The organism is Xanthomarina spongicola (genome assembly GCF_003148645.1).
Taxonomy (GTDB): Bacteria; Bacteroidota; Bacteroidia; order Flavobacteriales; family Flavobacteriaceae; genus Xanthomarina; species Xanthomarina spongicola.
Window position 1 is genome coordinate 12,900 of record NZ_QGGP01000010.1, and the last position, 20,673, is coordinate 33,572.

Annotated in this window: 19 protein-coding genes; 6 read left to right on the top strand and 13 right to left on the bottom strand. The window is 30.7% G+C overall.

Going from position 1 to position 20,673, the window contains the following annotated elements; all coding sequences use genetic code 11:
- Positions 1-79 precede the first annotated feature (79 nt).
- Together LX78_RS13785 and hemN are read right to left on the bottom strand one after the other, a co-directional pair.
- Positions 80-913: a universal stress protein gene (locus LX78_RS13785; protein ID WP_109683366.1), complete on the bottom strand. Its 834-nt coding sequence runs from the start codon at positions 911-913 to the stop codon at positions 80-82.
- Positions 914-929: 16 nt separating this feature from the next.
- Complete coding sequence (gene hemN, locus LX78_RS13790; RefSeq protein ID WP_109683367.1) at positions 930-2,294, bottom strand: oxygen-independent coproporphyrinogen III oxidase; 1,365 nt, start codon at positions 2,292-2,294, stop codon at positions 930-932.
- A 135-nt stretch (positions 2,295-2,429) separates the two neighbouring features.
- Here hemN and LX78_RS13795 point away from each other — a divergent pair, with 135 nt between their 5' ends.
- Positions 2,430-3,014, top strand: a complete 585-nt coding sequence (locus tag LX78_RS13795; protein WP_109683368.1) for a superoxide dismutase family protein — start codon at positions 2,430-2,432, stop codon at positions 3,012-3,014.
- 71 nt (positions 3,015-3,085) lie between these two features.
- On the opposite strand, the gene LX78_RS13800 is transcribed toward LX78_RS13795, so the two are convergent.
- Positions 3,086-5,314 carry a TonB-dependent receptor gene (locus LX78_RS13800; protein ID WP_109683369.1) on the bottom strand — a complete coding sequence of 743 codons (2,229 nt, stop codon included), beginning with the start codon at positions 5,312-5,314 and terminating at the stop codon, positions 3,086-3,088.
- A gap of 245 nt (positions 5,315-5,559) precedes the next feature.
- Here LX78_RS13800 and LX78_RS13805 point away from each other — a divergent pair, with 245 nt between their 5' ends.
- The 3 genes from LX78_RS13805 (at position 5,560) to LX78_RS13815 (ending at position 7,932) form a co-directional block, all read left to right on the top strand.
- Entirely contained in the window at positions 5,560-6,090 is a 531-nt protein-coding gene (locus tag LX78_RS13805) for an RNA polymerase sigma factor (RefSeq protein WP_109683370.1), read from the top strand.
- Between the two features lies 1 nt (position 6,091).
- Positions 6,092-6,901, top strand: coding sequence for an anti-sigma factor (locus LX78_RS13810; RefSeq protein WP_109683371.1), 810 nt, complete (start codon positions 6,092-6,094; stop codon positions 6,899-6,901).
- A 104-nt stretch (positions 6,902-7,005) separates the two neighbouring features.
- On the top strand, positions 7,006-7,932 hold the full coding sequence (locus LX78_RS13815) for a toxin-antitoxin system YwqK family antitoxin (protein WP_109683372.1): 927 nt from the start codon (positions 7,006-7,008) through the stop codon (positions 7,930-7,932).
- 329 nt (positions 7,933-8,261) lie between these two features.
- On the opposite strand, the gene LX78_RS13820 is transcribed toward LX78_RS13815, so the two are convergent.
- From LX78_RS13820 to LX78_RS15060, 3 genes are all read right to left on the bottom strand, one after another.
- The gene (locus tag LX78_RS13820; protein WP_245881541.1) at positions 8,262-9,557 is read right to left on the bottom strand and encodes a tetratricopeptide repeat protein; all 1,296 of its coding nucleotides are present in this window, start codon (positions 9,555-9,557) and stop codon (positions 8,262-8,264) included.
- 89 nt (positions 9,558-9,646) lie between these two features.
- Positions 9,647-10,222, bottom strand: coding sequence for a DUF4331 family protein (locus LX78_RS15055; protein WP_109683374.1), 576 nt, complete (start codon positions 10,220-10,222; stop codon positions 9,647-9,649).
- 21 nt (positions 10,223-10,243) lie between these two features.
- Positions 10,244-10,894 carry a DUF4331 family protein gene (locus tag LX78_RS15060; protein ID WP_109683418.1) on the bottom strand — a complete coding sequence of 217 codons (651 nt, stop codon included), beginning with the start codon at positions 10,892-10,894 and terminating at the stop codon, positions 10,244-10,246.
- Positions 10,895-11,041: 147 nt separating this feature from the next.
- Here LX78_RS15060 and LX78_RS13835 point away from each other — a divergent pair, with 147 nt between their 5' ends.
- A complete protein-coding gene (locus LX78_RS13835; protein ID WP_109683375.1) occupies positions 11,042-12,217 on the top strand; it encodes an LETM1-related biofilm-associated protein in 1,176 nt (391 codons plus the stop codon).
- A gap of 2 nt (positions 12,218-12,219) precedes the next feature.
- Here the strand turns inward: LX78_RS13835 and LX78_RS13840 are convergent, their stop codons facing one another.
- The 6 genes from LX78_RS13840 to LX78_RS13865 form a co-directional block, all read right to left on the bottom strand.
- The gene (locus LX78_RS13840) at positions 12,220-12,972 is read right to left on the bottom strand and encodes a LytR/AlgR family response regulator transcription factor (RefSeq protein ID WP_109683376.1); all 753 of its coding nucleotides are present in this window, start codon (positions 12,970-12,972) and stop codon (positions 12,220-12,222) included.
- Positions 12,973-13,017: 45 nt separating this feature from the next.
- Complete coding sequence (locus tag LX78_RS13845; protein ID WP_245881542.1) at positions 13,018-13,341, bottom strand: 2TM domain-containing protein; 324 nt, start codon at positions 13,339-13,341, stop codon at positions 13,018-13,020.
- A complete protein-coding gene (locus LX78_RS13850; RefSeq protein ID WP_109683377.1) occupies positions 13,332-14,669 on the bottom strand; it encodes a 2TM domain-containing protein in 1,338 nt (445 codons plus the stop codon). The genes LX78_RS13845 and LX78_RS13850 overlap by 10 nt, the downstream gene beginning before the upstream one ends.
- Positions 14,670-14,673: 4 nt before the next feature.
- The gene (locus LX78_RS13855; protein ID WP_109683378.1) at positions 14,674-15,303 is read right to left on the bottom strand and encodes a hypothetical protein; all 630 of its coding nucleotides are present in this window, start codon (positions 15,301-15,303) and stop codon (positions 14,674-14,676) included.
- A gap of 184 nt (positions 15,304-15,487) precedes the next feature.
- Positions 15,488-16,219, bottom strand: a complete 732-nt coding sequence (locus LX78_RS13860; protein WP_109683379.1) for an energy transducer TonB — start codon at positions 16,217-16,219, stop codon at positions 15,488-15,490.
- A gap of 96 nt (positions 16,220-16,315) precedes the next feature.
- Positions 16,316-18,469 carry a TonB-dependent receptor gene (locus LX78_RS13865; protein ID WP_109683380.1) on the bottom strand — a complete coding sequence of 718 codons (2,154 nt, stop codon included), beginning with the start codon at positions 18,467-18,469 and terminating at the stop codon, positions 16,316-16,318.
- Between the two features lie 136 nt (positions 18,470-18,605).
- Here LX78_RS13865 and LX78_RS13870 point away from each other — a divergent pair, with 136 nt between their 5' ends.
- Positions 18,606-19,274, top strand: coding sequence for a lysoplasmalogenase (locus tag LX78_RS13870; RefSeq protein WP_109683381.1), 669 nt, complete (start codon positions 18,606-18,608; stop codon positions 19,272-19,274).
- Between the two features lie 65 nt (positions 19,275-19,339).
- Here the strand turns inward: LX78_RS13870 and LX78_RS13875 are convergent, their stop codons facing one another.
- Positions 19,340-20,617, bottom strand: coding sequence for an NAD(P)/FAD-dependent oxidoreductase (locus LX78_RS13875; RefSeq protein ID WP_109683382.1), 1,278 nt, complete (start codon positions 20,615-20,617; stop codon positions 19,340-19,342).
- Between the last annotated feature and the right edge of the window lie 56 nt (positions 20,618-20,673).

Below are 20,673 nucleotides of genomic sequence, written 5' to 3' on the forward strand. Positions count from 1 at the left end.
TTATATCTTTTTTTAAAAAAAAGAGCTGAACAATTGCCCAACCCTTCTAAACTTTGAAAAAGTAATAAAAATTTTAATATTATATTTTAAATGTCATAACTGGCAAGGTTGAATGATTTGCTATATCTTCAGAAATACTACCTTCAAAGAAATGAGAAATACCTTTTCTTCCTCGAGTTGCTACAGCTATTAAGTCGGCTCCAATAACATTCGAAAAGTTTAATATTCCTTGTTCTATAGTATAATCATTAACATAATTTACTTCTTTCATTTTTTCAATATTTCCTTCTGCTTTTCGTAAAAATGAAGCTACAAGTTTTTCCATTTCAGATGAACTTTTAAATCTTGAACTAGGCAAGTTAACATATACTAAATGCATTTTAGAGCCTAGTTTTTCAACCATTTCTTTAGCTCTTATATATTGCTCAATGGCATCTTCTGAAAAATCGCAAGCAAAAACCACGTTTTCAAAATCCATTAATATTGGATTGTGCTTAATAATTAAAACTGGTATATCTGAATGTCTAACAACCTTTTCAGTATTAGAACCAATAAAAACTTCTTTTAAGCCACTAGCTCCTTGCGAACCCATAACAATAAGGTCTGCTTCGTGTTCTTTTGCTACATCGTTAACTTCACTAAAAACCTTGAAATGCTTTATAATAGGAGTAACCTTAATGCCTTTTAAATAATTTTTATTTAAGAATTCTTCGAATCTCTTTTCTGCTAATTTTAAAAAGAAAAGAGATTCCATTTGTTTCATGCCATCCACCTTATTCATTACAGCGTTAGAAATTTCTAACATATGCAAAGCTAAAATTTCTGCATTATTCTTTTTAGCCAACATAGATGCAGCTTCAAGAGCATATTCGGAATGCTCTGAGAAATCTACTGGTACAATTATTTTTTTCATTTTGTTTGGTTGTATTTTATATAGTCATAGAAAACAATTGTGTTTCTGGTTTCTTTTCTTGCAATAACAAGTCGAAAGCCATACAAATGTTTCTTACAAATGGTTTTCCTTTTTCGGTAACACGAATTTCGTTAGAATCTATTTCCACCAATTTATCTAGCTCCATTTCTTTTAAACTTACAAGTACTTCAGGAAGTTCTTTAAAATATAGATGATTAGTAGTCCAAGTTGTTTTAAACTGACACATAAGGTTTAATATGTGCTTTCTAATAATTAAGTCCATATCATTTAAAATATGACCTCTATATATTGGTATTTGATTTTCTTCTATTAATTGATAATACTCTTCTAAACCTTTTACATTTTGTGCAAAACCATACCAACTATCACTTATGGAAGACACTCCTAACCCAATCATTGCCTGAGTTTTTGAAGCAGTATAACCCATAAAATTTCTATGTAATTTTTGTTGCTCTATAGATTTGTAGAGTGAATCTGTCTTTAAAGCAAAATGATCCATGCCAATTTCAACATATCCAGCCTTTGCTAACAATTCTTTGCCAAGCTCGTATTGCCTTCTTTTAGATTCTGCAGATGGTAAATTTTCTTCTTTAAAACCTCGCTGACCATTACCTTTAATCCATGGCACATGTGCATAACTATAAAACGCTAAACGGTCAGGCTTTAATTCTTTTGTTTTAAGGATGGTTTCTTCTACATGCTCTTCTGTTTGAAAAGGAAGTCCAAAAATAATATCATGTCCTACAGATGTATAACCTATCTCTCTGGCTTGTTCTGTAACACGTTTTACGTTTTCGAATGGCTGAATTCTATGTATTGCTATTTGAACCGTTTTATTATAATCTTGAACACCAAAACTTACGCGTCTAAAACCCAAATCGAATAATGTCTGTAAATGTTCTTTAGTTGTATTGTTTGGATGTCCTTCGAAACTAAATTCGTAACCATCAGCTAAGATGGCTTTATCTAAAAGACCATTAATTAATTTTTTTAAATTATCTGTAGAAAAGAAAGTAGGTGTACCACCACCTAGATGTATTTCCTTAATTTTTGGTTTCGCATTAAATAACTCGCAGTATAAAGCCCATTCTTTTAAAATGGCTGTTATGTATGGAGATTCTACTTCATGCCTTTTAGTAATTCTTTTATTACAACCACAAAACGTACATAAACTCTCACAAAAAGGTAAATGTAAATACAAGCTTAATCCTTCAGAACTATTACTTTCCTTAAAAGATTGCATTAAAGTTTCCTTCCATTTTTCAAAAGAAAAGGTTTTAATATCCCAATAAGGCACAGTTGGATAACTGGTATAACGTGGACCAGCAACATTGTATTTATTTACTAAAGAATTATTCATATAAAACAACTTCAGCTACAAAAGTATATTTTAGCCCTTTTTAAAAATATGACTTTTATCATATTAGGCAGTTTAAAATTTTAAAAACACTTAATTATTGTGTAACTTTGAGTAAACATTAAACAATATTTTATAATGAAAAAATCAATATTATTTGCGCTATTACTAACTTTAAGTTTTGCTATTGGATGTAAAAAAGAGAAAAAAGAAAATACTCCAGAAGAAACGAAAACTGAAGAAAAAGTAGTTGAAACAGTAAATGAAGAAGTGAAAAAAATTAAAATAAAATTAGAACCAAAGAGTGACAGTAATGTCTCTGGAAATGCTGTTTTTACTGAAACCGAAGGAAAAGTAACAATGGTTGCTGTTTTTGATGGTTTAACTCCAGGAACACATGCCATCCATTTACATGAAAAAGCAGATTGCTCTTCAGCTGATGGAAAATCTACTGGTGGACATTGGAATCCAACAAGCGAACCACATGGAAAATGGGGAGACGCTAAAGGCTACCATAAAGGAGATATAGGAAACATGGAAGCAGATGCTAACGGAAATGCAACTATTACTTTTAGTACAGACCAATGGTGTATAGGTTGTGGAGATTCTAATAAAGAAATTATAGGAAAAGCTATTATAGTTCACCAAGGTGTGGACGATTTTACTACGCAGCCAACAGGTGATGCTGGCGGACGTGTAAGTTGTGGTGGAATTATTGAATAAATTCTATAAAGTTTTAAATCTAAAAAGCTGCCAAATGGCAGCTTTTTTTTTATTAAAAACCTTTTTATTTCTTAAAACCTATAACTAACATTCGCTTTCAAAAAGAAAGGCGTTCCAGGTGTAAAATGAATTTCTTCAACTGGCTCTAATTCGTTTTCTAGTCTAGATTCGGTTGCAAATTGTGTTTCATTCCATTCGGTATCAAACAAATTTTCAATTGCTATCCCAAATACTAAATTATTTGTAAACTCGTAGCTTAAATTTAAATCGGTTACAAAATAACCATCTGCAACTATAGAGTTATCTTCGTTTGCTGGTCTATCATCTATATAACGATAACGAATGCCTCCAGAGAAACCTTTTAGATTATTAACCGACAAGCCTCCTGTAAGCGTAAAATCTGGTGCTAAAGGAATATAATCTTCGCCTGAAGGTTCATCGACACTTCTAGCATCTGTTAAGGTAGCATCTGTATCGAAATACAACCAATCTGTAATTTGATATCTCAGTCCTAAATCTAAACCATAACGCCTAGATTTCCCACTAGGCTCAACAATTCCTGCGTCTCCAACATATACAAACTCTTGTTCTAAGAATAAATACCATAAAGCTGTATTAAAAACTACTTTTGGAACGGGTTTCCAGATAGCTCCAAAATCGGCTCCATAAGCTCTTGGTAAAATATCTTCTCCTTGTTGCTGTACTACTACTCTAGCATCATTCGAGTGGAAGCCGATTCCTGTTTTTAAGAACCATTGTAAATTTTCATTCTGGTTAAAAAAGAAATTTAATTTTGGGTTTACTATAGTTTTTGCTTCAGAAAGTGTTTCATAATCGCTAACCAAAGCATCATTATACATAAATTTAAAATAGTCTAAGCGCAAAGCTGGAGCTACAATAAACTTTCCGAATTCTAAATTAGCATTGACATAAGCATACAAATTGGTTTCGTTTACATCTCCTAAAGCCATGTAGCTTAATGTTTCATTTCTGTTTACTGTATGAGATAATTCCACATCGTTTACAAAATCGTATCGCATACCAAATCCTCCAGAATAAGTAGCGTCTGCTGATCCTAATTTTGAATCTTTAATAAATTCTGTATTAAACCCAAAAATATCTCTAGCTTCCTTTTGTTTAATCTGGTCGCCATTAATTGGGTCTTCTAAAAAGAATGTGAAGTTTGAATATAATTCAAAGTTATATTGTGAATAAAACACGTTAGATTTAAACTGCAAATCTTCTCTTAGAATTGAATTATACTCAACATTCAAATTGGTTCTGGACGTGTTACCTCCTTCAGTATCATCTATAGAACCCCAACGATTAATCATGCCATTATCTATAGCTCTTTGAGGAATCTGACCTGAAGCATCCCAACGACTATTAAAATGTGAAAGCGTTACTGATAACTTATCATTTCCTTTTAAATAAGTAGTATATTTTCCGAAGAGATTGATTCTATTAAAATTTTGAGGTGATTGATAAGGTCCATCAAACTGAATATATTCGAAAGCCACGTAGGCATTTTGATTAGGTGTATTACCTAATAAATCGAACATAGCAAGTGTTCTTAAATAATTAAATTGTCCGTAACTAAAGCTAATTTCACTAAATCCAATATCTTCTTTAGTATTAAACTCTACAAATCCAGCCGTATTGAAATCTCCTTTATTCGCGTAATAAGGACCTTTTCCGAAGTTAATATTATTTAAGGTTTCTGGTATTACAAAATGTAAATCGCTATAACCTTGTCCATGTGCATGAGACACCATATTTACCGGAATACCATCGACAGAGAGATTAATATCTGTTCCATGATCAATATCGAAACCACGTAGAAAAATTTGTTCGGCCTTTCCTCCTCCTGCATGTTGACCAATAATTAAACCAGGAACGGTACGCAATATTTCTTGTGAAGAATTTACTGGATTGGTTTCTAAATCTACTTTCGAAATACTATTTAATGCATCAATTTGTTCTGTAATTACCAACTCGTCCAACAAAATAGTTTTCCCTTTTAAAGCAACTGTAATTCCTTTATCAAAGTGACTTTCGTTTAAAACAAGAAATGTTTTCTCATATCCCAATAATCCAATGGTTAAAGAATCTCCAGTTTTGTTATTCTCTATAACAAAAGAACCATTTGCAATAGTATGCGCATGACTTGAAGAATTTGTATTGAATATATAGACACCCTCAAGAGGTTGAAGATTTTTATCTGTAATAACACCTTTTATGTTTTGGGCGTTAAGATTAAAGACTATTAAAAGACAAAAAAAAGTAAAAATCTGTTTCATATTTGAAAATTTTTGATTGGCAACGGTTTAACTGGTAAAAATAAGACGACATATTCAAGACCTTTTTATCATTAACAGCTTTTTAACTTTTAAGCAACTACTAATATTAAAGTCTTAGACTTTCTTACTATTACCTACGAAAAAAAAGGCGAGTCGGTTTTAAAAAAGATATCTTACAAATAAAAGCTTGTTACTTATTACTTCCTTAGAATTTAATTAGTATTTTAGAACTCTATAAACATTATATGCAGTTAGAACAACTAGTATCTAAATTTCAAGATAAAGATGAAAAGGCTTTCGAAACCTTATACAACATGTATAGCGAGAGCATGCTTGGTGTTATATACAATATTGTTAGAGATCATGATATAGCCCAAGATGTGATGCAAGAAGTTTTTATTAAAGCTTGGCATAGTGCAGACAGCTATTCTTCTAAAAAAGGACGATTTTTCACTTGGCTGATCAACATTTCTCGAAATGCAGCAATAGATAAAATACGTTCAAAAAGCTTTAAAAACGCAGGTAAAAACCTCAACTCAGATTATTTCGTAGATATTATACAGGACCATGACAGTTTGGAAGACAAAACCGATGCTATTGGCATTAAGAAGTTTGTTGGGAAGTTAAAAAAGAAGTGTATTGAGGTGATAGAGCTTTTATATTTTAAAGGTTATACACAAAAAGAAGCTTCAGAAACCTTAGAAATGCCTATTGGAACTATAAAAACAAGAAATAGAAATTGTATCAACGAATTAAGGTTGATGCTTGAAGTGTAGAATGGATATTAAAGAATACATAGAATCTGGAATTTTAGAACTGTATGTTGCAGGAACACTTTCTGAAAAAGAAAATCAGGAAATCTATGCCCTTTTATTAAAACATCCAGAATTACTTGACGAAGTTCTAAAAATAGAATCTGCTATAGTTACATTAACTGCAGCAGTATCACCAACAGACACAAAACATCTTTTTCAAGCAGTAAAAGAAAAATTAGGCATCCAAACAGACAAAGACACACCTGTAAGACCACTACACAAACCTGGAACAAATTGGTTTAGTTATGTAGGTTGGGCAGCAACACTTGTTATTGGACTTGGACTAATGTGGTTTGTAAACCAAAATAACAACTTAAAAGACCAAATACAAACCGTTGAAACCGATAAGGAGCTTTTAGAAGTTACACTTGAAAAATACAGTAACGATTTAACAGAAACCAAACAATTAATCACTTTCTTAAGAGATAAAGATATTATAGCAGTTCCACTTGCTGGACAAGCTGTGTCTCCAGACTCTTATGCAAAAGCCTATTGGGATAAAAAAACCAATACAGTTGTTTTAGACGTACAAGGTTTACCAGAACCACCACAAGGAAAAGTGTATCAAGTTTGGTCGTTAACATTGAATCCGTTAACGCCTACTAGTCTTGGCACTATAGATGACTTTAGCACAGACGACAACAAGCTCTTTACTATAGAAAATGCCAATGCTTCTGAAGCCTTTGGGATTACTTTAGAACCAGCTGGAGGAAGCGAATCTCCAACGCTAGAACAACTTTACACGCTTGGTGCTGTTGAACAAACTTCTTAAATTTTATTGAACTGTTTACTTACTAAATCTCTGTTATCCAAAAACATTTATGGATAATGAGTATATTAGTGCTTATATCCCTAGTTGGCTGTAATTTGAACCGAATGAAAAATTTCCTAAATTTTATACTGTTTTTTCTCGCAACATATTGTTTCGGACAAAACCATTCTATAGAAATTGGCGAAAATTTTGATAATATTGAATTCGGTTATTCAACTTTATCTGACGTTCGTTCTGAATATCAAAACTTCGAATTAAACGAGACAAAAACTCTGAATTGTCCACATACAGATGACTGTGATTCTTCTTACGGATTTAACTCGTCAATTGAAATTCCAAGTAATGGAATAATTTTTCAGACGGATTACAAAACTGAACAATTGATAGAGAAAATTTTGCTCTACAAACCATTTAATGGTGAGTTAAATAATTCATTAAAAATAGATTTAGACAGTACAACTGTCAAAGAAGTTTTTGAAAAGTTTCCGAACTCAAAACTTACTTCAACGAATCGAAAAAAATACTGGATAATAAAAAATGAGAATATCACATTTCTTGTTAATCGTTTTGACAACGATAATGAATATCCAATTGAACCAACGGAAATTTATAATCGTAAGATTCATTCAATAATTTTAACAGGGAAAAGAAAACCTGTTGAATCCAACGATTGTAAAAAACCTCTTTTTGCACCTAAAACTGAAAGTCATAAAAACTGTTTAGTAAAACAACATAAAGGTGGAATCTATTATATTTCTTGGGGAGATGAACCAACTCACGAATATGTGAAAAATGGATTTTGGAAAGAGTTTTATCCAAACCACAAAATTAAAGAACAAGGGAATTACATAAAAGGTGTGAAAGTTGGAACTTTTGAATATTTCGACCAAAATGGAGAATTATCAAATACGAAAAGTCATTTTAGCGGATATTTTAAGTTACACAAATGGAAAATTATATTTGGAGTAATCCTGATTTTAATAATAATATTGAGAATTAAAAAGAAAAAAACTACAGCCAACACCGTATAAAATTAATTGCTGGTGCAAGCCTACTTACGAAAGTCCTCGCGGACTTTCTATCTGTGATTTATTTGCTAACTTTAGTGCTTAAACACCTGCCTACGACAGGCAGGCGCCACTAATCATTCACAAACACGTTAGGTTACAATCTACTAAAGAAGATTTATTTTATGTACTTAAACCGCTAAATTTAAGCTTAAAAAACAAAAAACGCCAAGTTTAAACAAACTTGACGCTTCCCAAAAAACCAACAAAAAACACTACCAAATCCCTCAATTTTTTTATACTATTAATAAAACAGGTTTTTCGTTGGTTCCGACTATTTCAATCTTTTAATATTATATTTTTTTAATATCTCTTTCCATAACTGGTCCAAGCTCAAATGTGCTTTCCAGTAATTCCATTTTTAAACTTTCGGCTTCAGAAAGCTTTCCGTTAGCTTTATAAATTTTAGCTAAATGGTATAAAGTTTCAGGTTCAAAGGTTTTATTAGCCACATGCTCTTCGGCTATTAATAAGGCATTTATATAATTCCCTCTATGGTAGTATGTCCAAGCCAATAAATCGTAAGATTGTGGTGTTGGCCTGTTGTTGATTTCAGTTTGTGCAATCTGTAAAGCTTCATCAAGTTTTTGTAACTCTTCGGCATATAAAATAGCATTGTGTTTATTATACATGTTGCCATATTTCGTATTAGCAACTGCTTTAAAATAAGCATTTAAGTTTTCTTCTTTAGCCTCAAAATTATTTTGATATTCAGCAATTTCAGCTTTAAGCAAATAATAATCTGGCGCTTGATAATTTTCAGAAATACTATTTAAAATACGAAGCGCTTCATCTGCATTTTTTTCATAAGAATATACAATCCACGCAATACCTTTTTTAGCATAGGCATCGTCTGGATTTAAAGCCAATGCTTTTAAGTAATAGTCATAAGACTTCTCTATTTGTCCGTTGTGACCATAAAAATCAGCAATATTGGTGTAGGTCCATTGCATAAAACCAGACACATTTGATGCTACAGAAATTGCCATAGCTTGTTCCATATACTTTATGGCAGACTGTAAATCTCCTTGATAATCACTCCATTTTGATAAACGGATTAAATAATCGAAATCTGAAACATCTTTAATTTTATAGAGATAGTCTTTTGCAGAATCTATATTTCCTAATTCTAAATAGACATCAAATAACATTTTTTGAGATCCTTTTAAATTATCGCCATTTGTTTCAGCTTTCTTTAAAATCTCTAATGCTTCTTTAAACTTATGCTGAGAAATATAATTTCTAGCTAAGGCACGTAAATATCCTGATTGCTTATAATTTGTATGCTCATTGACTTGAACTAAGCTTTTTTCGGCATCTATTAAATAATCTATGTTTCCTGTAGTTTGGAACATTTGAGATTGTGCCGAAGCAATTTTAGCCAAATAAGGATACTGACTCGGTTCTTTTTCTAGCTTTTCTTCCCAAAAATTTAGTTCCTCAGTGGCTTTTTGCTTCGTTGTATTTTCTTTTGAATTTAGATATAGATTGTAATCTTCTACATCTGTAATGTTATTTTGGTTTGTATGACAACTTGTTAAAAACAGAAGTAATAAAACCATAGGTAGGAATTTGTTATACGTGTTCATCTTGTTGTTGTTTATTGTTGTTGATTTTTGATTTTGGCTTTATAAAAACCATTAGAGCATGAAACCATGCTCCAATGGTTATTAAAATCTTACCAAGCCGAAGCTAAGTAAGGAAATGAAGCAGAAAAAGGTTTATCGTTTGCATCAACATTATCGTTAGATAGTTGTGGGTTTTCAGAAAAATCTTCACCACCAAAAATTAATAGTAGTTCTACTGTAATTACATCGTCTGCTAAAGCACGACCTGTTAACACATTGGTACCATCGTAAAAAGTTGTTGTACCATCTAAAGACAGATTTAATACATCAGTAGCTAACAAACCTGTGAAAGTTGCAGCATCTAAACCAAGTGCATTAGTATCTCCTGGATTAGCATAAGCTGGACTTAAAGCCATTAAATTTGTTTGAAACATGCTTTGAAACGCTGCATTTTGTTGTGATGGAGGCGTTACATTATACATATCTTTACTTGATGAGGATACAAAAACAGTATTTACTGCTGGTCTTCCCATTTGGTCTTGTTGTGCATAAATACCTGAGAAATCTGGTTCTGTTGGCATTGGGTTTCCACTATTCATAGCATCATCGTCATTTGAGCAATTAAATGCTAGTAGTGATATAAATAAGATGCCAAGGATGTTTTTTATATTTAATAAGTTTTTCATAATTCTTGTTTTTAAAGGTTATTATTGTTTTCTCTTAGATTCTACCCAAGTGTTAACAGTTCCAGAACCACCTAGCATGCTTTTTGGTACTTCTACCACAATAGACATGACATTAGATCCTGCAAAAGTATCTGAGCCAGGATTATTAAATCCAGTTGCATTTCCAGCAAGTATTTCGCCATATTGCGCAAAATCCATAAAGAATGGATCGTCTCTAGGTCCAGCAAATATTTTCAAACCATTACTAGTTTTAATAATCGCGTCTGTTCCATAAGGAGTAATATCTACTATAGATTGAGCTCCTAAAGTTTCAATCATACTGTTAAGACCAGTTGTTCCCGGATTTGTTGGTCCGAAGAAATACATTTTCCCATCTCTTGGAATGGCTTGTATTACCAGATTTTCAACATAGTCACCTGTTGTGTCTATATTAAATTCTATTAATACATTTTCATCGAAAGTGGCATCAGCAGTTGCCGAAGGACTTAAAAGACCTTGAACATTTGCAACAAATACTACATTGTCTGAGTTTTGCGCCTGAAAGGCATAAAAATCTGTGATATCGCTTGTACCACCTTGTACAGCAGGAGCATCGATGTGATCTGCTGCTACCATAAAGAAACTAGCTACTGCTAATGCGCTAATTCCTAAAATTACTTTCATTGTTTTCATAATAGTGAGTTTTTTGTTAATTAATAATTGTCTCTCACACATACCTACGAAAAAAAGTAGAGGTCGGTTTTATATTTTTTTTACACCACAAAGTTTTGCTAGGTTTTAGATATAAAAATTATCTTTACACTTAGAAATAATTGCATCATGAATCCATCGGCAAGTGGCTGGATAAAAAAGTTACTCAAAGAATTAAGCAAAACTCCAATTTGGAATCAGACAGACTATAACACGTTTTATGATTCTTTAAGAGAAAGTGGTTTTATATATGGAAGCAATATTAAGGTAGTAAAAGACTATCTTAATTATCCTGAAATGACTGAAGAAGAAATTTGCAAAGTGAATTTTTTACTTGCATTGAACTTTATATATAGAGAAAATAACACATCGAAACATGATTTTGTTGAAAGCATTATTAATTTTTATGTTGAAATTAATGCCCATTCCACCTCTATTTTTGCTGAAATTTTAGGTGAAAAGAAGTCTGCTTCCTTATTAGAGAAAATTATTCATAAGCGTATTCAAATAGACGATAACCTAATTGATAGAAGCTTTAATTATTTTATTACAAACGCGTTACTTTTTACAGATATCTTGGCTTACAAAGCGTTTCTGCAAACTCAAATAATTTCTGAAAAACACATACAACATTTAGAATCTGCCATTGAAACTATTGTTAGTGAAGTTTTAAATTCTAAAAAGAAAAAAACCGAATACGACAATAGTTTAATAAAATTAGTTGAACAATCTATAAGATATAAATCCCATAAAAATCTAACTTTTAAAGAGGCATTAGAATTTGTAAATACCGATTTAGAAAAATATTATATCATGGATATTGCCAGTATGGCAACTTGGGGAGATTTACAAATTGATAAAAACGAAAAAACCTTACTTTTAAAACTTGGAGAACAACTAAATTTAGAACAAGAACGCATTGATAATTCCATCAATTTTATTGAAGAGTTTTACAATAATAATAAAGATAAAATTGCATTATTAAGTTCGCAAAACATAGTAAAAACCTTTTACTCTAACTCGAGTAAAATGGTTACTAAATTAATATCCAGAAATAGTAAACGTTTACAGAAAGAACTTTTAGAAAGCAAGGAATTAATGGTCTTATTATCTAAATCGACTGTTAGAGATTTAAACGACGAAGAACAAAAAAAAGTTCAATCACAGTTATTAGATATTTTTAAATCCATACCAAGTCTGGCTATTTTTATGCTTCCAGGAGGTGCTCTATTACTACCTTTAGTTATTAAGTTTATTCCTAAATTATTACCTTCATCTTTTGATGATAATAGGATTGAAGATTAATTTTATTCTAACCAGTTTTTAAAATCTTTAACACGTTCTCTTGCTACAATAACGTCTTGATCTTTATAAGAATGTAGTTTAATCTGTAAACGCGAATTCGTATAACTAACCATGTCTTTTATGGCTTTAATATTTACATAAAATGTTCTGTTTACCCTGAAAAACAAATCTGGATCAAGTTCACTTTCTAATTGTTCTAAGGTTAAATCTATTAAATAATTTCTACCTGCAACAGTGTGTAAATATGTTCCTTTATTTTCGCTATAAACACATTCTATTTCATTTATTGCAATAAGCTTTAAATGCTGACCAACTTTTACAGAAAAACGTTTTTTATATTCTTTTTGAGGAGATACTAGTAAACTTTTAATTTCATCAAAATTTAATGTTATTGGTTGTTGTTTATGATGATTAGCATTAAACTTATTTACAGCTAGTTCCATTTCCTCTGGATCTATTGGCTTTAATAAATAATCTACACTATTTAGTTTAAATGCTTGAAGTGCATATTCATCATAAGCTGTTGTGAAAATAATTGAAGATTTAACCTCTACTAAGTCGAAAATTTCAAATGAAAGACCATCACTTAATTGAATATCTAAAAATATTAAATCTGGATGTTCATTTTTTTGAAACCACGCTACAGATTCTTCAACAGAATGTAACATAGTTTCTGCTTGAATCCCCATTTTATCTAGCATTCTTTGTAAGCGCCTTGCAGAAGGTTTTTCGTCTTCAATAATAATGACTTTCATATTTTAATAAGTTGGTTGGTTCGTATTCATTTAATCAAAAAAAGCTTATTTCCAATGCTTTTTATCGTTATTCATATACTCTTTAATTTTGCGCTCTTCCCAGTTTTTCCCTAATATAAAATCTGGTAAAAACACACTTAATCCATGAACTGCTAAGCCAATTCCCCAGAAAAATAATGTGAAGAAATTTTTATACTGAAAATAACTTTCTCCAGGTGCCAAGTCTTGAATGTTAATAATAACAATCATGATATTAATTACTACATACACTAATAAATGTGAGTAAAACCCTTTAATCTTTTTAACGCGTTTTCTAGCACGTTCTAAACGCTCTAGTTCTGAAAAATCTCGTTCCATAATTATTTCCATTTATTTTGATTAAACTCGTCTTCTTTTTCTAAAATCTCTTGTATTTTTCTTTGTTCCCAAGATTTACCATATCCAAATACTGCAAATCCGTGAAATACCAAGCCCATTCCCCAACCTAACATTGGAAACCAGAACCATTGGAAATTCCATGATGTTTGATAATTTAAAAATGCTAAAAAAGGAATAACAATACAATAAGAAATTAAATTCCCATAAAAGCCTTTAATTTCTTCTACTTGCTTTTTTGCTCTGTAATAAGCGTCTTCTCTGTTGTGTGATGATTTTGTTTCCATAATGGTAATTTGTTTAGTAAGCATAGGTATTGACACTGCAAAACTGTCTGCTTGTTGATTGATGTTTACTTTTCTTTTTGTTAATAATTGGTAACGTTCTGTTATATTACTCAAACCAACGCCACTACTCTTTTTGACTATTTGTTTTAGCTGTAAATTATTCTCTACAACTAAACTTCCTTCATCTTCATAAATTTTAATATGCAACGGTTTACTTTCTGTAACCATGTTATGCTTTACAGCATTCTCTAATAATAATTGAAGAGACAACGGAACAACTTTGCTATCTGGATTTGATGCTTGTTCTGGAATATCGAAAATAATACTGTCTTCAAACCTCATTTTTAATAAAGACATGTATGTTTTTGCAAATTTAAGCTCTTCGTCTACAGATACTAAATCTTTATTTTTTTGCTCCAAAACATAACGATATATTTTAGATAAAGACGTAGTAAAATCCTGTGCTTTTTCTGGATTCTCTTCAATTAAACTGGTCAACACATTTAAACTATTAAATAAAAAATGTGGGTCTAACTGATTTTTTAAGGCATCGAATTTAGCAGTTTGTGTTTTAGCTACAATTTGAGATTCTTTAACTTTTTTCTCTTGATTCTTTTTAAAGAAATAAATAGCATGAAACGTAATAACTATAGAGAGTGTAATCCACAATCCAAATGTGTAATTTCTATATGATTCGTTGGTTATAAATTCTTCAAACGTTTTATCTCCATAAAACACAGCTGTTAACATTCTTAATATAAATAGCCCAATAAGAGTAATAACGATAGAGCCTACAATACCAACAATAATCCTCTTAATACTATCGTTTTCTTTCCATGGATATTTTTCTAGATAACCAAAAAAGTACATATTAGAATATCCAAGAACGAATGCATATAGTTGATAGAATGAAAAATGAATTAGAAATTCATTAACACTTTCAAATTCAAAACCATTGAAAATGGCATTTCCTATTACAAAAACTACACAACCAATGCCAAAGGTTATTAAGATATTTTTAGTGTTACTATTCATGATTTTATTTACATTCTTTTAATACCTGTTCTGCTCTCTCTTTTCCCCATGTTGGCGAAAAATTTGTTTCTGGTTTAAAGTTAGCAAAAAGTTCTAACGATTTTTCAATCTCTTTACAATAAGGAGCTGTGTCTTGTCCAAAATATTGAGCACTTCCATAACCCCAATCTGCTTTACTAAATACAACTCTTGGATTTTCTGGAGCTAACCTGTAGGCTTTTTCATATAATTCTGAAATAGTAGCTCCATATTTCATTCCATAAAATGCACCATCAAAAACAACCCAATTGGTGTAAATATGAGCTTGCATTACCAATATTTCTGGATTGTCCTTACTTATGGATTTTGCAACATCTAAAAAAGTTTGAGCTTTATCTAATTGTGCTTTTATAATATTAGCATCCTTTTCTTCCCAACTTTTTAAGCTATTAATTTGAGCCACATAGTAATTAGGCAACCATTCGTTAGGTTCTGCATTTGCAATACGCTCAAAAAATTGTTCGGCTGCAGTAAGGCCTTCTACTTCCCATAATGAAAATGCTTTTTCCATAGCTTTTTCGTAATCTGTTTGAGACTGTATACTTCCAGTTAGTACAATTGCAACAATTACTATTAGTTGTTTTATTTGTGTCATAATATATCTTTTTAATGTTAAGACAAATATCTAACTAACAAGGTAACATTTAAAAAGAGTTCCCTTGAACTGTTAAATATTATTTCTGAATTGTAATTAGTATACAATTAATAAAAAAAACACCTTCTTAGTTTAAGAAAGTGTTTTTAATTATTTTTAATAATACTCAAATTACTTATGAATACTAATTCTGAATTTGAAAATTTATGGGAATACTATATGGTACTGATACTGGTCTACCTCTTTGATAACCAGGTTTCATTTGTGGTAGCAAACCAATGATACGTTCTGCCTCTTTTTCTAACATTTTATCTGGTCCACGAGATTTAATATTTGCAACATTACCATCTTTATCGATAGTAAAAAGCACAAATACTTTACCATAAATTCCTAATTCTAAAGCTGCTTGTGGGTATCTAAAGTTCTTAATAATATGATCGTTTATTTTTTTACTAAAGCATGCTTTTAATTCATCGTTAGAATTTCCATCACAACCTGGAAAAACTGGTACTTCTTCTACAACTGAAAATGGAACAGATACTTCTTCATCTATATCTTCAACATCAACATCACTCACTTCTACAATACGTTCTTCAATTTTTTCATCTTGACTAGTTTCAGAACTCTCTATTACAGTTTCTTCAATTTCTTTTGCATCTTCAACAATTGTAATTGTTTCGGGAGCCGAAAGAACTGGAGGTGGTGGAGGTGGTGGAGGCATATTCAAATCTGTAATAGGAATATCTTCTTCAAACTCCTCTATAAGAGTAAGATTCTCTAATAAAACATCCGGTTTATCAAACGTTTTATACTCTAGGGACAGCCAAGTAATAAGCAACATAACATTTAATCCGATAGCGAAATAAAGGCTACTGTTTCTGCTTACTGCAATATTTGGATTCTTTTTTACTTCCATGACGATACAATTTATAGTATTAAAGTTAATACTCTAACTTTCAAAATACTATGACATTCGTCATGTTTAAAATACAATAAAGATGAAGAAATCTACTTACAAATTATCCAGTTGATTATCTGTCCCTTTCTCGCTAATTGTCCAAAAGAAGCCTACAAAAAAGAACTGATCTGCTGCTGGTCTTAATGCTCTACTAGCGTAGTTTCCATTAATATCTGGAGCATCTGCATATTGGTAACCATTTATGTTCTTAATTCCTAAGACATTATTTACAGAAAAATATAGAATTTTTTGCTGTGATATTAAATACGCCCAGTTAAGACTTAAACTATTATAAGATTTTGTTTTCTGATTTAAAAAACCTTCCAAATTTGGATTAGTATATGTTCTACCTGAAGCAAAACTATAACTCATCCCAATTTGACTTTTCCAATTTTCAATCCAATATTTAGTTACAACCGAAAGGTTGTGTGTATTTACAAAATTTGGAGTTGCTGTTATTGGATAGTTTTTATAATCCCTTTCGCTATCCAAAAAACTATAACTAACCCAGTAGTCTAAGTTTTTAATACTTTTATTATCTCTCCAAAATAGGTCTATTCCTTTTGCATAAGCAGTACCTGAATTATTATAATTACTTGTAAAATCTGCATATTCTGTATCGTATTTTATTAAATTATCATACTGTTTATAATAAGCTTCAGCTCTAAATATTTTACCCTCATTATTAAGTTGATAATTTAATATATAGTGTCTGGTGTTTTCAGCATTTAAATCCTGTTCAAACTTTAAGATATTGTTATTTGGATTCTGATAAAAATTACCATAGGCTAGAGATATCTGACTTTTTGCAGATGTTTTATATGCCAAAGATATTCTGGGAGATAAAGTTAATTCCTTAAACAATTCGCTATACTCCAGCCTTAAGCCAGTCTTTAATGCCAAGTTTTTTGAGAAAAACACATCTACTTCTGTAAATGCAGCAGATATGTTGTTTTTAAACCCATAAGAGATTTCATTAATAAAAGGATTATTATAGTTTTCATTAAAATTAGTTGAAAAATATTCTGCTCCAAAATTCAATTTAAACCTATTATTAAAATGATGTTTCATCTTAAACTTAGCGTGATACGAATTTTCCTTATCTTCAATCTTATCGTCTATTACTTCAAAGTCAATTTTATTATAGGTATAACTTAAGCCACCAAAAACAGACCAATTATTACTTAATACGCCTTTATAAGATCCATTAAAATAAAGGTTTTTATTGTTTAATTTATTATGAATTCCTTCAGGGAAATTTATATCTTCTTGAATAAGATCAAAACTACTAAACTCAAAAGCAGAATACATTTTAAGCAAACCATTATTTAACTTTTTTCTAAAAACAGCTTCTCCAGATCCACCTTGAAAAGGCTCAATCCAATCGTTTCTATCTGGAAATAAAGCCACATAAGGTGCTAAATTAATATAAGCTCCATTGACACTTAAAGAGCTTGTTTCCCATTTTTCAGTATGTCCTAGAACTGCTCCAACACTCATGATACCAATATCTGTTTTCTCCTGATCTGGTTCTTCAATAGTATTTAAAAGTAATACAGAAGATAATGCCTGACCATATTCGGCCGAATATCCTCCAGTTGAAAAAGTAATCCCATCGAACAAAAAAGGCGAATAACGTCCTCTTGTTGGCGTATTGCTAGTTGTTGGTACATAAGGTGTAAATACACGAATGCCATCAATAAATATTTGAGTTTCATCAGCCTCTCCTCCTCTAACAAACAATCTACCATCTTCTGCGACTGTTGTTGTTCCAGGTAAGGTTTGCAAAGCACCAACAAAATCTCCTAAAGCACTAGCAGTTGTTACTACATCTAATGGTTTTAATACTGAAATTTTACTATTGTCTCCAGCTGAAAATGTACCAGCTGAAATTACTACAGTATCTAATGCATTGATATCATCGCGAAGTTTAATTTTCAAATTATTTAATGCAGAAACATCTTTTGAGAGAGAAAATGTTTCGTATGCTAAAAATGAAATTTTTAGAATTTTCTCTCCTGCCTCATCGGTTTTAAATGAAAATTCACCGTTTTCGTTTGTTGTAGTTCCATCGTAAGTACCATCTAAATATACGTTGGCTCCTTCTATAGGATTATCTTTATTATCTGTTACTATTCCACTAACTATGGTTTGAGAAACACTTGATAAAGTAGCGAATAAAAAAATAAAAAGGATAGATAGTTTCATTTGATTGATTTTACAGTTCGTTTTTTTATATTGATAGAACAAATCTCTTTAGAAATATAATGCCTAGAAACTAAAAATAACCGAATTGTAAAAATTGTATGACGAATTGAATATATTTGGTTTTAACATAAAACTGATGCTTACAAAATCTGAAAAATCGTTTTCAATTATATTTATTATTCTACTTGTCTTAGAAATAACGACCTCTAGTTTTGAAAGTATTGCAAACTTCAACTACGTAGCAAAACCAGCTTTACTGATTTCATTGATTTTGTTTTTCTGGAAACAAGGCTCTCACATTGAAAAGAAAATTAAATATATGATTTTTTTAGCTTTGGTTTTTTCCTTACTTGGAGATATTCTACTCATGTTTGTAAACCAATCTGCTAACTTTTTTATTGGAGGATTACTAGCTTTTTTAACAGCCCATATTTTTTATGTACTGGTATTTTTAAAGCAAAGAAATAGATCTAAAAATCCATACTATTTTATTGTTTTAATGTTGTTATATGGCATAATATTATACTACTTTTTAAAAGATGGTTTAGGCTCTATGTTGATACCTGTTATTTTATATATGGCAGTTATTTTAAGTATGGCAACTACAGCTTTCTTAAGACAAGGTTTCGTAGTAAAAAATAGTTTTATTTTGGTATTTATTGGAGCGATTTTATTTATGGTTTCGGATAGTATTCTGGCATTAAATAAATTTTATCAACCTTTGCCTTATTCAAATTTTAGTATTATGTTTACCTATGCTTTTGCACAACTCTGCATCGTATTTGGGCTTCTAAAACAACGATAGATTATATCTATAGTAGATTCATATGTATTTTAATATCAATTGCTTAATACTTAAATACTAAACAACTAATTTAACTTTTTAAAAGGCCTTATTATCAACCTTGCTGCTTTATCAAAATTGATATAATTATAAGTCCAATTAAAGAAAACCACTACACGATTTCTAAAACCAACCAAAGACATTAAGTGCACAAACATCCAAACAAACCAAGCAAAAAAGCCAGCAAATTTATAAGCTTTTAAATCTACTACAGCTTTATTTCTTCCTATAGTTGCCATAGAACCTTTGTCTTTATATTCAAACTTTTTTAAGGGCTTTTCTTCTATTAATTTAATCAGGTTTTTTCCTAATAATTTACCTTGTTGAATAGCAGGTTGAGCCACTTGAGGATGACCATTTGGATACGCTTCTGTTTCCATTAAAGCAATATCGCCAAGAGCAAAAATATTATTATATCCTTCTACTTGATTGTATCTATTTACACGATATCTGTTAGCTTTCTCTATTAAAGAATTTGCAGTTAGACCATGAATTGGATTTCCAGTAACACCAGCTGCCCAAATTAGAGTTTCTGTTTCAAGAATTAAATCTGTATTTGTAGACACTTTTAATCCGTTATAATCTTTAACAAATGTGTTACAATGCACAATAACTCCTAATTCTTCTAAAAACTCTAAAGATTTATTAGAAGCATGCGCACTCATAGGAGGTAAAATTTTAGAACCACCTTCTAACAAGTGTATTTGCATATCTTTAGGATTCAAATCATGATAATCTCTTGGTAAAATATGATTCTTGAGCTCAGCTATAGCTCCAGCCAACTCTACTCCTGTTGGTCCTCCTCCAACTATTACAAAATTTAGATAAGCTTCTCTATCTTCTTTAGAATCTGCAATAGCAGCTTTTTCAAAGTTTTGAAGAATTAAACTTCTAATGTTTAATGCTTGAGGAACAGTTTTCATTGGCATACTATTCAATTCAATAGCTTTATTACCAAAATAATTTGTTTTTGTTCCTGTGGCAATTACTAGATAATCGAAAGCTAATTCGCCAATATCTGTTATCACTTTTTTAGAAGATGAATCAATAGAATTAACTTCTGCCAATCTAAAAAATGTGTTGTTTTGTCTTTTAATAATTTTTCTTAAAGGATATGCAATTGAATCAGGCTCTAAACCTGCTGAAGACACTTGGTATAATAAGGGTTGAAATGTATGGTAATTTCGTTTGTCTAATAAAACTACTTGCACCTTTTTATTTGCAAGCATCTTTACCAAATTAACACCTGCAAAGCCACCACCAATAATTACAATTCTAGGAAATTTAGATTTTGGGATATTCATAATAAGAAAAAAACCTATATCAAAGATACAATTTAAGCTTGTTAAACACTATTTTT